This is a genomic window from Rhizobium sp. LjRoot254, assembly GCF_964254105.1.
Classification (GTDB): domain Bacteria; phylum Pseudomonadota; class Alphaproteobacteria; order Rhizobiales; family Rhizobiaceae; genus Rhizobium_E.
On sequence record NZ_CAXUSM020000001.1, the window covers coordinates 1,672,102 to 1,688,008 of the forward strand.

The 15,907-nt window shown below is 61.9% G+C and carries 10 protein-coding genes; 2 read left to right on the forward strand and 8 right to left on the reverse strand.

All coding sequences use genetic code 11. The features are described from left to right. Positions 1 to 167: 167 nt before the first annotated feature. The 8 genes from ACSQ26_RS08080 to uvrB form a co-directional block, all read right to left on the reverse strand. Positions 168 to 1,598: an FAD-binding oxidoreductase gene (locus ACSQ26_RS08080; protein WP_436007997.1), complete on the reverse strand. Its 1,431-nt coding sequence runs from the start codon at positions 1,596 to 1,598 to the stop codon at positions 168 to 170. A gap of 134 nt (positions 1,599 to 1,732) precedes the next feature. Further along, entirely contained in the window at positions 1,733 to 1,912 is a 180-nt protein-coding gene (locus tag ACSQ26_RS08085; protein ID WP_436007998.1) for a hypothetical protein, read from the reverse strand. An 8-nt stretch (positions 1,913 to 1,920) separates the two neighbouring features. Next, positions 1,921 to 3,201: a CAP domain-containing protein gene (locus tag ACSQ26_RS08090; protein WP_436007999.1), complete on the reverse strand. Its 1,281-nt coding sequence runs from the start codon at positions 3,199 to 3,201 to the stop codon at positions 1,921 to 1,923. A 146-nt stretch (positions 3,202 to 3,347) separates the two neighbouring features. After that, the gene (locus tag ACSQ26_RS08095) at positions 3,348 to 5,255 is read right to left on the reverse strand and encodes a potassium transporter Kup (protein WP_436008001.1); all 1,908 of its coding nucleotides are present in this window, start codon (positions 5,253 to 5,255) and stop codon (positions 3,348 to 3,350) included. 211 nt (positions 5,256 to 5,466) lie between these two features. Further along, positions 5,467 to 6,198: a BA14K family protein gene (locus ACSQ26_RS08100; protein ID WP_436008003.1), complete on the reverse strand. Its 732-nt coding sequence runs from the start codon at positions 6,196 to 6,198 to the stop codon at positions 5,467 to 5,469. 104 nt (positions 6,199 to 6,302) lie between these two features. Continuing rightward, positions 6,303 to 7,052: a TerC family protein gene (locus ACSQ26_RS08105; RefSeq protein ID WP_436008005.1), complete on the reverse strand. Its 750-nt coding sequence runs from the start codon at positions 7,050 to 7,052 to the stop codon at positions 6,303 to 6,305. A gap of 213 nt (positions 7,053 to 7,265) precedes the next feature. Further along, the gene (locus tag ACSQ26_RS08110) at positions 7,266 to 8,075 is read right to left on the reverse strand and encodes a calcium-binding protein (RefSeq protein ID WP_436008007.1); all 810 of its coding nucleotides are present in this window, start codon (positions 8,073 to 8,075) and stop codon (positions 7,266 to 7,268) included. A gap of 114 nt (positions 8,076 to 8,189) precedes the next feature. Next, on the reverse strand, positions 8,190 to 11,195 hold the full coding sequence (gene uvrB, locus ACSQ26_RS08115) for an excinuclease ABC subunit UvrB (protein ID WP_436008009.1): 3,006 nt from the start codon (positions 11,193 to 11,195) through the stop codon (positions 8,190 to 8,192). 139 nt (positions 11,196 to 11,334) lie between these two features. On the opposite strand from uvrB, the gene ACSQ26_RS08120 reads away from it, so the two are divergent. Continuing rightward, positions 11,335 to 12,285: a DUF3137 domain-containing protein gene (locus tag ACSQ26_RS08120; RefSeq protein ID WP_436008011.1), complete on the forward strand. Its 951-nt coding sequence runs from the start codon at positions 11,335 to 11,337 to the stop codon at positions 12,283 to 12,285. A 327-nt stretch (positions 12,286 to 12,612) separates the two neighbouring features. After that, positions 12,613 to 15,882, forward strand: a complete 3,270-nt coding sequence (locus tag ACSQ26_RS08125) for a hypothetical protein (protein WP_436008013.1) — start codon at positions 12,613 to 12,615, stop codon at positions 15,880 to 15,882. Positions 15,883 to 15,907: the final 25 nt, after the last annotated feature.

Below are 15,907 nucleotides of genomic sequence, written 5' to 3' on the forward strand. Positions count from 1 at the left end.
ATGATTTGCTGTTGCTTATGTCCCGGCGCGAAGGTCCGACGAATTGCAATGCAAGTCAATGTGGAGGGGAGCGCTTGCCAGAATGGCAAATCGCCATGCGGGTTGCGCAAAAACGACATCGCCCCGCTGCCTCTGGGCAGCGGGGCATCCCTGTCTTGATAAAAGGCTCAATGCGTCGCGGCCGGCCTGATGTTCTGGTTCAAGCGGAACATGTTGCCGGGGTCATAGGCCCGCTTGGCCTCGGCAAGACGCCGGTAATTGCTGCCATAGGCCATCTCCACCCGATCGGTCTCATCGGCGGGCATGAAGTTGACATAGGCGGTGCCGGCCGAGTACGGCTTTGCCTGCTCGAAGAGCTTGCGCGCCCAATCGATGCAGGTCTTGTCCATCGCGGGTTCGCGCCAGCGCGCATGCACGTTCATCACGAAATGCGCGTTCCTCTGCGGGAAGGCCGTTGCATCCGCAGCGACCTTCTTCACCGCGCCGCCGATATGGCCGATGAAGATCTCGCATTCCGGCCCGGGCAGGCTGGCGACCGCATCGAGAAGTGTCGCGACGGCGGCATCGGGAAGATCGATGAAATCATGGCTCTTCCAGTAGTTCCGGGCGCCTTTCTCCAGCAGCGGATCGAATGCCTGCTGCCAGGCGGTGAAGGGCATCGGCGAGACGACGTCGGCGATCGGCGTGCCGATCGCGCGCAACTGCCTGCAAGCCGTCTCCGCATTGGCCATGTCGCCGGCATAACACATCGCCATGGCCAGTATCTTCTTGCCGTGCCATTCCTCCGGCAGGAAGGGCAGGGGCGGCGCCTCGCGCATCACAATCCAGCAGGTGAGGTCGTCGGGCGCGGCTTCCAGTGCCTTGCGATACTCGGCGATGACGTGTTTCGCATCAGCAAAGGGATGCACGACGAGACCCGCCATGACTTCCGGCCCAAGCGGATTAAGCCTGAACTCGAAATTGGTGACGATGCCGAAATTGCCCCCGCCGCCACGCAGCGCCCAGAAAAGCTCGCTGTTTTCCGTGCTGCTGGCGCGGAGCATGCGACCGTCGGCGGTGACGACATCGCAGGAAGCAAGGCAATCGAGCGTCAGCCCATACTTGCGCGTCAGCCAGCCGAAGCCGCCGCCGAGCGTGAGGCCGGCGATGCCGGTGGTCGAATTGATCCCGGTGGGGATGACCATGCCGAAAGCGGCGGTTTCCTTGTCGACATCGGCGAGCGTGGCGCCGGGGCCGATCCAGGCGCGCTTGGCCTCGACATCGATGCGCACCGAATTCATCGGCGACAGGTCGATCATCAGACCTCCATCGCAGACCGCGCTGCCGGCGATGTTGTGGCCGCCGCCGCGCACGGCGACGAGCAGGTTGTTGTCGCGGGCGAGTTCGACGGCGTGGATCACGTCGGCGGCGCCGAAGCACTGGACGATCAGGGCGGGCCGGCGATCGATCATGGCGTTCCAGATCTGGCGCGCCTCGTCATAGAGCGGATCGCCAGGCTCAAGCACGCGGCCACGTTCCTGCATGGCAAGCGCACTGAGGACGGCCGCGCTGATGACCGTCTGCTCGGTCTGCAATGTGGTGAGCTTCGCATCGTTCATGATCTGTTCCTCCCATCCAGGTCGATAATCGACGCGCGGGAGTTTGCTCTTCTGCGTGAAGCCACGCAAGCCGCGACAGGTTGTGCCCCGTCGCGGCCGTTCACGGAAAGCGTGATGCCCGGATTACCAGTGGTTTACGAGTCGGGTTTGATAGTGCTCATCGCGGCAGCATTCTTGTCCTGCTCGCCCTTGGTGCCCCAATAGGTGACGACCGGCACCTTCTTGGCATTGACCACGAGGGCGGCGCGGGTGATCGAGACCGGGCCGTCCTTGTCGGTGCCTTCCCACTCGCAAGACCGCGCCCGACGCGCCATGGCTCATCTCAGAGGGCGAAGTCGCCGCCCGCGAGGTCGACGACCCCGTTGAGGCGAATGACGAGATCGGCCTTGCCGTCGCCGTTGGTGTCGCCCTGGACGAAGGTATCGACGCCGTTGTCGACGGCGCGCAGTTCGCCGGCGACCTTATGGAACGCCTGGTCGTCGATGAAGGTGAAGGCCTGGTCATTGGCCAGTTTCGAGTTGGCATCCCAGGCGACAAGGTCGATCAGGTCGGCGCCTTGTATGAAATCGACAATCACATCGGCCCTGGCATTGGTGTTGCCGGTGTCGCCTTTGGCAAAGACGAAGGTATCGGCGTCGGCACCGCCATCCAGTTCGTCCTTGCCGCGGCCGCCGACCAGCGTATCGGCGCCGCCGTTGCCTTCGAGGCTGTTGACGGCCTTGTTGCCGTAAATCTCCTGACCGTGGCTCGCGCCGTCGAGATTGACCTTGCCGATGCCGAGCGCATGCAGCTCCATGATGGTGGACGAAGTGGAGGCAATGCTGGTGTCGGTCCAGATTTCGCTGCCGTTGACGACATCGACCTTCACATTTCGGGCTCCGAGCGTCAGGTCGATGGTCACATTCATGCCTGCGACGACGTATGTGACGGTTTTCGCACCGGCGCCCGCGTCAAAGCGCAATTCGTAACCGCCGCCGCTGCCGGTCGTGTCGTTGGGTGCGCCGGGCGCGCTGACCGAACTGCCCACTGTCTGCTCGCCGACGCTGAAGAAGTCGTCGTTGTCGAGGTCGTCGTAGATCACGCCGGTGACGAAGACATTGGTCCCGGTGCGGGCGAAATCCTGCGTCACCATGGAGGTGTTGCCCGGGGCGTGTTGGCCGATGCCGACTTCCTGAAAAGCGGCATTGAGGATGTTGAGGCGGTGGCCGCGGCCGTCGACGCCCTTGTCGACGAAGAGGTCCTTGTGCTGCCGGATGATCGCATCGGTGGCGGACAACCCGTCGCGCGATGCGATATTCTCGCCCCAGGTCCAGTTGCCCGTGAATTGGTATCCGGCGTCCGTCATCCGGTCGCCGGGATCCTTCCTGCCTTCGTTGTGGGTGAACTTGTCGTTCTCCAGCATCCAGGCGCTGTGATCGTCGGCGGCCTCGTGCAGGCTGTCATTGCCTGCCAGGACCTGCTTGGGGTTGTCGGAGATCTTGTCGCCCTTGTGCACGCCGTCGTTCAGCTTGATGCCGAGCCGTTTCGCCTCGCCCGCCGGGTCCATCCTCGCCCGGTTGATCAATTCCAGCATCAACTGTTCCTGCGGTGTCATCTCTGCCATGCAAGCCTCCTCTTCAGGCGCCGGGCGCCCGATACGGTCGAATGAGTGTCGACGCGGAATTTGCTCCGTTCGACCGAAAAAGGGAAGCCGTCAAATGCCGACAAATTTTGGGCAATGACCTGGAGGGCGTGCCAGACTGGCAGCGATCACACCGACATCTGTGCGCCCATTTCGACAACGCGGTTGATCGGCAATCTGAAATAGTCCGACGGATCGGCGGCTGCGGATGCCATGGAGATGAACAGCCTGTCCTGCCAGCCCGGCATACCGGAATTCGGATCGGAAACGAGCTTGCGGCGACCGACGAAGAACGATGTCGTCATGATGTCGAACTTGAAGCCTTCTTTCCGCAGTTGCGCCAGTGCCTGGCTGACATTGGGTTCTTCCATGAAGCCGAACCTCAGCCTGACCACGGAGAAGCCGTGGTCCAGATGTTCGAAGGTGCCGCGTTGGTCCGCGGGAACCGTCGGGGTGGCGGCGGTCTCCACTGTCAGGATGACATTGGTCTCATGGATCGCATGGTTGTGCTTGAGGTTATGCAGCATGGCCGCGGGCGTGGCGTCGGGCTGGGATGTGAGGAATACCGCGGTGCCTGCGACCCGATGCGCCGAATGCGCGCTCTTGCGCGAAATGGACTGAATGAAGCTCTGCAGCGGAATGTAATCGCGGCCCGCCTTCTCCACCACGATCGCCGCGCCCCGGCGCCATGTCCACATCATCAGCACGGCCAGCCCGGCAATCAGGATGGGAACATAGCCGCCGTCATGGACCTTGAGGAGATTTGCCGCGAGGAAGATCAATTCCAGCGCCGCCAGCGGGCCGACGATGGCGGCAGAGAGCCAGACAGGCCATTTGCGATGCAGGCGCAGGAAATCGAAGAACATGACGGTGGTGACGACCATGGCGCCGGTGACGGAGATGCCATAGGCGGTCGCCAGCGATTCCGACGACTGGAACGTCAGAACCAGCAACATGACGCCGAAAAGCAGGATGGCGTTGATCTCCGGCAGGAAGATCTGGCCGGTATGGGACGCCGAGGTGATGAAAACGCGCATGCGCGGCAGGAAGCCGAGATGCATGGCCTGCTGGGTCAACGAGAAGGCGCCGGTTATCACGGCCTGGCTCGCTATGATGGTGGCCGCCGTCGCAAGGATCACCACCGGCAGCACCGCCCATTGCGGGAACATCAGAAAGAACGGATCGCTGGCCGCCGCCGGATCCTTGAGGACGAGCGCGCCCTGGCCGAGATAATTCAATGCGAGCGACGGGAACACGACGGCGAACCATGCCCACTGGATCGGCCGCCGGCCGAAATGGCCGAGATCCGCGTAGAGAGCCTCCGCGCCCGTCACCGTCAGGAACACCGCGCCGAGAACCACGAAGCCGGTCCAGCCGCTGTTGAAGACGAACCATACGGCGTGCCAGGGATTGATTGCGGCGAAAACCCTGGGGTCGTCGGCGAGATGGACGATGCCGCCGAGCGCCATGACGGCAAACCAGATGAGCGTGATAGGCCCGAACGCCTTGGCGACCGCTCCGGTGCCCTTCGCCTGGACGGCAAACAAAGCCACGAGAATGACGACCGAAATGGGAAGGACGAAATGCGAGAGATCAGGTGCGACGAGCTTGAGGCCCTCGACAGCCGAAAGGACCGACAAAGCCGGCGTGATCATGGCATCGCCGATGAACAGGGCGGCGCCGATCATGCCGGCCAGAAGCAGGAATTTGCGGTGCCGTTCCTTGACCTGACCCGAGAGAAGCGCCAGCAGCGCCAGCGTTCCACCCTCGCCATTGTTGTCGGCGCGCAGCAGGAAGCTGACATATTTGACCGTGACGATGACGGTCAGCGTCCATAGCATGAGCGAAATCAGGCCAATGACTTCGACATCGGCGATGCCGTCCGCCGAGACCGGACGCAGTGCCTCCCTGAAGGCGTAAAGCGGGCTGGTGCCGATGTCGCCATAGACCACGCCGACCGAACCAAGCGAAAGCGCCAGCAATTTCGAGATCGACAGCCGGGATGGACCGTGGTCGTGCGAGGGTGTGTCGGTCAAGGGTTCTTCCTAATGAGGCATGGTTGCCCGCGTTCAGCGGGCCTTTCGGCGGTCCATCGATCCGGTTAGCGGAGATCACATAGGAAATCCATGTGGCAAGCAACGGGGCTTTATAAAGATTTTATAGGGATTTTGCCCGGGGCTCCGGCGGACGTGGCTGCTTTCGCCAACGATCCGACAACGCAGTCGGATCGCTGGCATGCAAGAGGCTCTAGCGACACTGCCGGCGCGGTCCGCCGTCGAAGGGCTGATAGCTGTTGTCCTCGGGCCGGTAGGAGCGATAGCGGCTCATGCAGAACTCGATATGGTCGCCCGAGAACTCGGTACCCGGCATGTCCTCGTAGATCACCTGCGCGACATTGTCTTCGTCTTCGCTGCGCCTTGTTTGCGCTTCCGGGTCCACGGCAAACGCGTCTTCAGCGTCGAGATCCGCAGTGACCGCATCGGAATAGGGCGACTCGCAGGATCGCCGGCCGCCGCCATAGGGACGATAGGAATTGTCCTCGACGCGATATGAGCGGTAGCGGCGCGAGCACCATTCGACATGGGCGGCGGTCTGTTCCGCGCGCCGGGTCGGATCTGCATCGGTCTGCGCGGGATCGATGGCGCCCGTGGTTAGGGGATCGACCACGGCCATGGGATCGTCCGCCACCGGTTCGGCATCCGGCACGATGTTGTTTTTCGACCTGGGCTCGGTGGCCTCCTTGTTCAGGCTTGCGACGTCACGCTCGCGTTGCCGGGAACGGGCCGGCACGCGCTGGAAGGACAGGGTTTGTTTTTCAACCGACATGGGCTCCGTCGTCCAGAGCGCCGATGTATCGAGGTTTTGGGTGCGGGGCGGCTCCTCGCCGACATTCACGTAGACCATCGCGAAGACAAGGCCTGCAACGAATGTCGTCATCGACAGGAGCAACCCGGCTATCAGTGCTGCAATCGTCTTCATGGCGATCTCCCGTTTGAGAGTTTGGCAGCAGAATGCCTCGACTCGCATCCGGTTCCGTCACCTGTCTTATTCCGGAGCGCATTTGCCGCCGGGCGCAAGTCGCTCTACGCCTGCGTGTTGGTTTTTCGCTTTCGTGCGTTGCGCGAGACCATGTTGAGCACCTCGACCAGCGCCGAGAAGGCCATCGCCGCGTAGACGTAACCCTTGGGCACGTGGAAGCCCATGCCTTCGGCGATCAGCGTCGTGCCGATCATCAGCAGGAAGGCGAGCGCCAGCATGACGATCGACGGGTTGCGCTCGATGAAGTTGGCGAGCGGGGTCGCGGCCAGCAGCATGACCAGGACGGCGACGACGACCGCCACGACCATGATCGGCAGGTGCGGCGTCATGCCGACGGCGGTGATGATGCTGTCGACCGAGAACACCAGGTCGAGCAGCAGGATCTGGCCGATCGCCGCGGCGAAGGTGGTCGTCACGGAACTGGCGATGAAATCCTCGTTCTTGTCGACGGGATCGACATTGTGGTGGATCTCCTTCGTCGCCTTCCACACGAGGAAGAGGCCGCCGGCGATGAGGATCATGTCCTTCCACGAGAAGCCGTGGCCGAAGAGTTCGAACACCGGCGTAGTGAGCTTGACGATCCAGGCGATGGTGCCCAGCAGCCCGAGGCGCATCACCAGCGCCAGCCCGATGCCGATTTTTCGCGCCCGCTCTCGGTGTTCGACTGGAAGCTTGTTGGTGAGGATGGAGATGAAGATCAGATTGTCGATGCCAAGCACGACCTCCATGACCACCAATGTTACCAGCGCTATCCAGGCAGCCGGATCCTGTAGGAGTGTCATGATGTCCTGCATAAGCTATTGTCCCCTCGTGCTTTTCGCGTGAGGCTGGGATTTAGGGCGGCGGCGGAAAGTTGCAAGGGGCGGAAGGGCTGGCGCCGATAACAAAGAGTTTATCAGGGCAATCACTCTTCAGACGAGCAGGAAATCGGTGCCGTCGAGTTCGCTCGGCCTCACGTCCCTGAGGATGATGCGGTCGCCTGCGAGGAGCTCGACCATCGTATCGCTTCACGCGAAGACATTGATTTCCCAGTCGTGGACAACCTTGAAATCGTCATGGCCCAATCTGCTGTTCTTGTCGATCGTTGCGAATTCGACGGCAGCCTTGCCACCCTTGCCATCCCGATCGAAATAGAGTTCGCCGGTGTCGGTCTCGTAGATGATGCGATCCGTACCGTCTTCGGCCCTGCCGGACTTGTTGGACTCGAACGCGGATGCGGCGAGTTTGCCGGCCTTCAGTTTGGCGAAGACCACATTGTCGAGATAGAAAGTGTCGTCTTTGGCTTTGAAATCGTCGATGACATCGACGTTCGCGGCCAACGCCGATGCAAAGAAGAAAATGTCCTTGCCCGCGCCGCCGAGAATGGCGTCGCCGCCGAGGCCGCCCTCCAGCGTGTCGTTGTCAGTTCCGCCGTCGATTTCGTCCGCATCCGCGCCGCCGAAGATATAGTCGTCGCCGCCGAGGCCGGTTATCGTGTCCGTGCCGCCGATGCCATCCGAGCCATGATCGTTAATATCGTCGTCGCCAAACAGATTATTGTCGAGATTGTTGCCGTTGATGACGTCGATGAAGAAGCTGCCCTGGACATTTTCGATCGCGCCCAAGATGTACATCTGGCGGCTGTGACCGCCGGTAAACGCTGAGGCATAGGCCTGGGTGGGTTGGCCACTGTCATTGTTGGAGGACAGGTCCGTGATGGCGTAGACGAAGCCGTTGCTGTCGTTAAGGATCCAGTCGCCATCGTCGACCGCATCCTCAATGTAGTTCGCGGTAGATTCGGGAGGGACATCCGTGATGTCATAAAGCTTCCAGACCATTGCGTATTCTCCAGCCAAAAAGGATAGAAATACCAAGAGCACATGTATGCGGAGCGATGCCACGCACTATCGTGCCATGGCTGCGGCATGTCAACCCAGGGCTGCGAGGAAAGCTCAGGCCCCCGGCTTGCCCGACTTCCCCTTGCCGCGTTTGCGGTCGTTCGCATCTTCGTAGCTGCCGACGCCCGGCTTGGCGCGGAGGATGGGGCGGTAGCCGTCGTCGCCGCGCTGTTCGGGCTTTTCCGGCAGCGGGCCGCTGGCGAGCGGCTTTTCGGTGCGGCGGACGGTCATTTCGTCGAGGTCGTTCTTCTTGAACAGCGACTGGCCGCGCGGAGCGGGCTCGGCGATGTCGCGGCCCATGTCGTCAAGCGTCGGCTTGCGGAACAGGGGCTTGGCCATGTCGGTGCCGGGACCCATGTCGTCGAGCGAGGGTTTGGCGAAGAGGGATTTGCCCGTGGCACCCCCCTCTGTCCTGCCGGACATCTCCCCCTCAAGGGGGGAGATCGACTCGCGGCTGCCCTTGCCGCCCTTCCTGCTGCCTTCCAACGACCTTGCCTCATCCCGCGCCAGCGGATCATCCATTGTCGCGAGTTCGACGGCCTTGAGGCGCTTGATTTCGTCGCGGATGCGGGCGGCGGCCTCGAAATCGAGGTTGGCGGCGGTGTCGCGCATCTGCTTTTCCAGCGCGTTGAGATGGGCCTGCATATTGCCGCCGACAAGCTCGTTGGCGCCGCCCTTGACACCCTTGACTGATATATCGGCGCGGACGTGGTCGCGTTCGTAGACGCTGTCGAGGATATCGGAGATGCGGGCCTTGACGCTTTCCGGCGTGATGCCGTGCTCGGTATTGTAGGCGACCTGCTTTTCGCGGCGGCGCGAGGTCTCGTCCATGGCACGCTCCATGGAGCCGGTCACATGGTCGGCATAGAGGATGACCTTGCCGTCGACGTTGCGCGCGGCGCGGCCGATGGTCTGGACCAGCGAGGTCTCGGAGCGGAGAAAACCTTCCTTGTCGGCATCGAGGATGGCGACGAAGCCGCATTCCGGGATGTCGAGGCCTTCGCGCAGCAGGTTGATGCCGACCAGCACGTCGAACGCGCCGAGACGCAGGTCGCGGATAATCTCGATGCGCTCCAGAGTGTCGATGTCGGAATGCATGTAGCGCACGCGGACGCCCTGTTCGTGCAGGTATTCGGTGAGGTCCTCGGCCATGCGCTTGGTAAGCACGGTCACCAGCGTGCGATAGCCCTTGAGGGCGGTCTCGCGGATTTCGCCGAGCACATCGTCGACCTGGCTGCGGGCCGGGCGGACCTCGACCGGTGGATCGATCAGGCCGGTGGGGCGGATGACCTGTTCGGCGAAGACGCCGCCGGATTGCTCCATTTCCCATTTGCTCGGGGTCGCCGAGACAGAGATCGTATCTGGGCGCATCGCGTCCCATTCCTCGAAGCGGAGCGGGCGGTTGTCCATGCAGGAGGGCAGGCGGAAGCCGAATTCGGCCAGCGTCGCCTTGCGCCTGAAGTCGCCGCGATACATGCCGCCGATCTGCGGCACGCTGACATGGCTTTCGTCGATAAACAGGATGGCGTTGTCGGGGATATATTCGAACAGCGTCGGCGGTGGCTCGCCGGGCTTGCGACCGGTGAGGTAGCGCGAATAGTTCTCGATCGACTGGCATGAGCCTGTGGCTTCCAGCATTTCCAGGTCGTAGCGGGTGCGCTGTTCCAGGCGCTGAGCTTCAAGCAGACGCCCAGCCTTTTCAAGCTCTTCTAGCCGGAACTTCAACTCTTCCTTGATCGATTTGATCGCGGAATTGAGGGCAGGGCGCGGTGTCACATAGTGCGAGTTGGCATAGATCTTGACCGACTTCATGTCGCCGGTCTTCTTGCCGGTCAGCGGGTCGAATTCGGTGATCGCCTCGACCTCGTCACCGAACATGGTGATGCGCCAGGCGGCATCCTCCAAGTGGGCGGGGAAGAGTTCGATCGTGTCGCCGCGAACCCTGAAACTGCCGCGCTGGAAATCCATCTCGCGGCGCTTGTATTGCTGGGCCACGAGGTCGGCCAGCAACTGGCGCTGGTCGAGCCGGTCGCCGACCGAGATCTGGAAGGTCATCGCGGTATAGGTCTCGACCGAGCCGATACCGTAGATGCAGGAAACCGAGGCGACGATGATGCAATCGTCGCGTTCGAGGATCGCGCGGGTGGCGGCGTGGCGCATCCGGTCGATCTGCTCGTTGATCGTCGATTCCTTCTCGATATAGGTGTCCGTGCGCGGCACATAGGCCTCGGGCTGGTAGTAGTCGTAGTAGGAGACGAAATACTCGACCGCATTGTTGGGGAAGAAGTTCTTGAACTCGGAATAGAGCTGGGCGGCCAGCGTCTTGTTGGGCGCAAGGATCACGGCCGGGCGCCCGGTGCGGGCGATGACCTGCGCCATTGTGAAGGTCTTGCCCGATCCGGTGACGCCGAGCAGGACCTGGCTGCGCTCGCCGGCTTCCAGGCCGTCGGTGAGATCCTTGATGGCGGTCGGTTGGTCGCCGGCGGGCTGGTAATCGGTGACGAGTTCGAAGGCGATGCCGCCTTCCGACTTGTCGGGCCGGTCGGGCCGATGCGGCGTCCAGATCTTGCCGTCCTTGAACAGCGGATTGCCGGATTCGATGAGCTTGGCGAGCGCATCGACCGTGGCGGTGACCGCGCCCGAGGCGAGGTTGTCAATGCTTGAGGCCTCGTCATTGGCGGCGACGCGCTGCTTGTTGCGGGTCGCACTTTCCTTGTTGAGACGCTCGGCGTCTTCCAGCGATATATCGAGGCCGGCGACCGGGTTGAGGCCGGCGGCCGCACGGGTGCGCGGATCGTTGGAGCCGCCGAGCGAGCCGCCACGCGCCGAGCGCTTGTCGCCGACCTGGCTTTCGCTGTGCTGGCGCGCGGAATTTTCCACCGCCTTGCGATGCTTGCCGGCCTTGGAGCGGATTTCGCGCATGGACTCGGCGCGCGACTGCTGCTCGGCGTCGCGCTCGAGCTGCTTGACCCAATCGGAAACGCTGCCGGAAACCGGCGCGCCTTCGAATGGGGCTTGGGGAGCTTCTTCGAAGCCGGCGTTCTTCGGTGCTTTTGCCATGCCCCGATATATGGCAAGGGAATCGAATAAAATAAAGGCCGCGAGCGTCGGAAACGGGCAGTGACGCTGACAATTCCTGTCAGCATTGATGACAGAATTTGGCAGTGGCTGCCGCGATCCGAACTGATGGGGACCTCGCATGGATAGCTTGAAAGATCCCAACGCCTATATGCCAGGGCAGGCTGCCGTCGCGGAGATCAAGCGGCATATCGACGAATACAATCGCGACCGGCCAGGTGTCTACCAGAGCTGTGTCAACATGGCCTGGCTGGCGATGATCGGCTATGCCGCCGTGGCGCTTTTCGTAGTCTACGTCGCCTACCAGATGGACGAGCGCGGCAAGGTCGTCGGTTTCGTGCTGGCCTTGGTCGGGGCGGCAGGTTTCTGGCTGTGGCGCCTGGTGTGGCAGCCGCTTAGGGATCACCAACTTTCCCTTCGCTACCGGCTCTTTCCCGAGGTGTTCAGGTTCATCGATGGCTGCCAGTACAGCGCGGGCATGGAGCCCGGTTTTCTCGGCGATCTCAAGCGGTTGAAGCTGGTGACGTTCACCTCGACCGAGAATGACGACCTTATATCCGGCACGCATGACAGCATGGGTTTCGAGCTTGTCGAGACCAAGCTGGTGACCGGCAGCGGCAAGAGCCGGGAAGTCCAGTTCGAGGGGCTGATCTTCCATTTCAAGCTGGAGAAGGAATTTCCAGGCTTGCTGGTCGCCGCCAAGCGTAGCAGCTGGTGGCAGCGGTCGATAAAGGAAATGTGGCGCACCGGACCGATCGACGAAATGCTTTCGGGCAATCGCCAGCTTGACGAGACGCATGACTTCCGCAGCAACAACCATCGCGACGCACGCGCGCTGATCGCCGGCCCGATCACCTCGGTGCTGACCTGGCTGGGTAATGAATGGCATGGCGGTGAAGTGAGCATCGCGCTATCCCATGGCGACGGCTACCTGATGCTGCCGTCGAAGCAGGATTTCTTCGCATTGCCCGACATGCGGCACGATGTGCATTACGAGAGCGATGTGAAGCCGCTGGTCCGCGAAATGGTGATGCTGCTGGCAGTGGCGCATGTGGTGCGGCGGGTGGGCTGAGATCCCGCATCCCGGATTAGCGACATGTTGTTGATACATACGACCATATTAGGAAATTCGAATGGACAGCCGAATAAACCGTCCTTTCAAGTCGTCTACGTCTTAGAATAGATGCCGTAACATGCCGATGGGACATTTTTCGTTGCGTTGCAGCAAGTAAAAACCGCTTGCATGCTGTAGATCATGCGAAGATCGGTAAAAATATCGGAAATGTTTCTTCGTAGTATTGGCTACTTCGTGTCTTTTTGCCAATTCTACACCAATCCAGCGGTTGCTAAATTCTTTGACACTCCTATTGTTAGGAATGTCTAATGGAGGATTGTAGGCATGCGGGAAACCCTGGTATTCGAATTGCCCGTCAAACGATCCGGTTGGCACAACCTTCCCCTGAAAACCTGCCTTCACGGCATGGCGGCAGGCGCGCTCCTGGCATTCATGCCCATGGATATGACGTCGGCGGATTGGCTTTCATCCGCCGCGGCACAATCAGAGCAGGAGCTGACGCAACCCGACAGCAAGCCGCCCGGCGTGCGCAACGATGCGCGGGCGGTCAAGAAGGATGTCAAGAAAGATACCAAGAAGGACGCCGTGGATGGCAATGGGCAGCCTGAGGACGTCAGTGCTGTCGTCGACCCCTTACCCGCGATCGACGTTCCGCCCGAACCTGCCGGCATGGACGAGAAGCCGGTAAAGGATGCCGCCAAGGACAAGCAACCGGTCGAAGGCGACGACGCCGGACCGGCGGCCGATGATGCTGCAGCCAAGGATGTGCCGCCCGACGATGAAACGACCGGTCAGGTGGACGACCAGGCCGCGCAAGCTCCGCAGCAGACCGAGGTGGTCGACCCATTGCAGCCCGGTGAAGCCGTGGTAACCCGTTTTTCGCATACGACCGATGGCATGGACGCCGACGGCAAGCCGATCAAGGTCATCGACGTGACCGGCATTTCGGCCAGCATCATCGATATCCGCAATCCCTCCGAGCCGCCGATCGGCCAGCATTGGCTGGATGAGCCGCAGCGCATGTTCGTGACCGCAACCGATGTCGGGCAGGTGTTCGGCGTCGCTATCGCGCAGCGCGAGGGTGAGACAGGACCGACCATTTTCCTCTCCGCCACGGCCGCCTATGGCCTGCATCGCATGGGCAAGGACTGGATGGAAGGCATGTGGGGCGCCGGCGGTGGGCCGGGCACCATTTACCGGCTGAGTGCCGCCAATGGCTACAAGCCCGAGAAATTCGCCGATATCACCCTGGACGGCCGCGAGAATTCCGGCGCGGCGCTGGGCAATATCACTTATGATAAGGTGCATGACCGTCTGTTCGTCTCGGACCTCGAGACCGGCATGATCCATGTTCTCGACGCCGCCAGCGGCAAGGACCTCGGCACCTACGATCACGGCGCCGACGGGCGCGTCGGCTTCCTCGATGTGTGGAGCCAACAGCAGTTGGCGCTCGATCCCGTCAGCTTCGATCCCGCCAGTTCGGCCGATATCGAAGGTTGCGGCGACAGCTTCACCAGCAATCCGGCATGCTGGAACCTCGCGGATTTCCGCCGCCGTGTCTGGGGCTTGAAGGTCCAAACCGATGAAGCGGGCAATACGCGATTGTTCTATTCGGTCTGGGGCAGCGATGCCTTCGGCAATCCGGATTGGGCAAAGGCCGGCGATGACCGGCGCAATTCGGTCTGGTCGGTGGCGATAACTGCCGACGGCGCCTTTGACACGACGACGATCCGGCGTGAATTCTTCATGCAGGCGTTCTGGCCGAGCGAACCCGGTTTCGGCAACAAGGCCGGCAACAGCAATCCGGTCTCGGACATTTCCTTCCCGGAATGCACACCGCAGAACACGATGCTGGTCGCCGAGCGCGGCGGCATGCGCAATCTCGGTCTTGAAACGCCGGAAGCGTTTGCGCGGCCCTATGAATCGCGTGTCCTGCGCTACGAGGTCGGCCAAGACGAGATCTGGCGTCCGAAGGGCCGCTATGACGTCGGCTTCCATGACCGCGCCAGCAACGAGGGCGATCCCGCAATCTTCGCGAATGCGGCGGGCGGCGTGGATTTCTCCTACAAGATGGATGAGAACGGCCTGCCTGACACGACCAAGCCATCGCAATCGGTATGGATGACCGGCGACGGCCTATGCTCGCCGCTCGGCCCATGCAACGACAAGGTAAAAGGCGAAGGCAGCGACAAGAGCGAGGTCCACGGCCTGCAAGGCTCGCCCTTCGACGGCATCGTGCCGCTGGAGACCATGGTCCAGGCATCCGCCGATCTCGGGGCGCTGTTCCGCTCCTACATGATCGACACCGACATCAACACGGATGAAGACGGCAAGCCGGTCGCCGAGGAACTGGAGCGCAACGACGCGACCAAGATCGGCGACGTCGCGATCTATCAGGTCTGCCAGGCGGCCGAGCCGCTGCCGGCGATGGACGTGCCGCCGGAAGGCGACGGCTATGTCGAGATCGCGGATCCTCCGGCCGAGGACTATCCGGTCCATACGCTGCGGATGAGCCACAACAAGTGGGCATCCACCAGCCACCGCGTCCGCTCGTCCTGGCACTACCGCAACGGTTCGTGGCACGATTCCCGCCGGTCCTGGCACTGGCGCGACGGTTCGTGGCATCAGCAGAAGCGTTCCTGGCACCGCCGCAACGGTTCGTGGCATGATCGCGAGCGCTCGTGGCACTACAAGTCGCGGTCCTTCCACAGCAAGCGCCAGACCTGGAGCGACGATCACCGCAAGGGACGCTCATATCACTTCAAGCGCAGGACCTGGGGCGACGACGATCACCGCAAGGGACGCTCGTACCACTTCAAGCGCAGGACATGGGGCGACGACGATCACCGCAAGGGACGCTCGTATCACTTCAAGGGCCGGACCTGGGGTGATGACGATCATCGCAAGGGACGCTCGTATCACCTCAAGCGCAGGACGTGGGGTGATGACGATCACCGCAAAGGCAGGTCGTACCACTTCAAGGGCAGGACCTGGGGTGATGGTGATCATCGCAAGGGCAGGTCGTATCACAACAAGCGCCTGAGCTGGGATGACAACAAGCCAGATCACCGCAAGGGCAGGTCCTATCACGTCAAGAAGAGGACGTGGGGCGGTGACGACGGACCGGTGCATATCAAGCGCAAGTCGATGCATGTGAAGGGTCGAAGCTACGGCAAGCCCGAACATTCGCGCCGGCGTTCGATGATGAACGACGACAAGCCGAAGCATCTGAGAAGCCGCAGCCGCCACGACCAGGACGTCAATGTCCATACAAAGCGCGAGAGCCGGGCGGCGCACGACGACAAGCCGCGGCACACCCGGAGCCGCAGCCGGATGGCCGATGACGTGGACGTGCATTCAAGGCGTGAGAGCCGCGCCAAGCAGCAGCACGACGACCAGCCTCAACATTCAAAGCGGGCGAGCCGTGGCACTCAGGAGCACATAAACCAGCACTCACGGCGCGAGAGCCGTGGCACGCAGGAACATATAAACCAGCATTCGAAGCGCGAGAGCCGTGGTGTCCAGCACCAGGACAACCAGAACAACGAGCAACAGCACGGCAGACGGCGCAGCATGATGCAGGGCGGCGAGTAACGACCGCCCTCATCCAGAACAATTG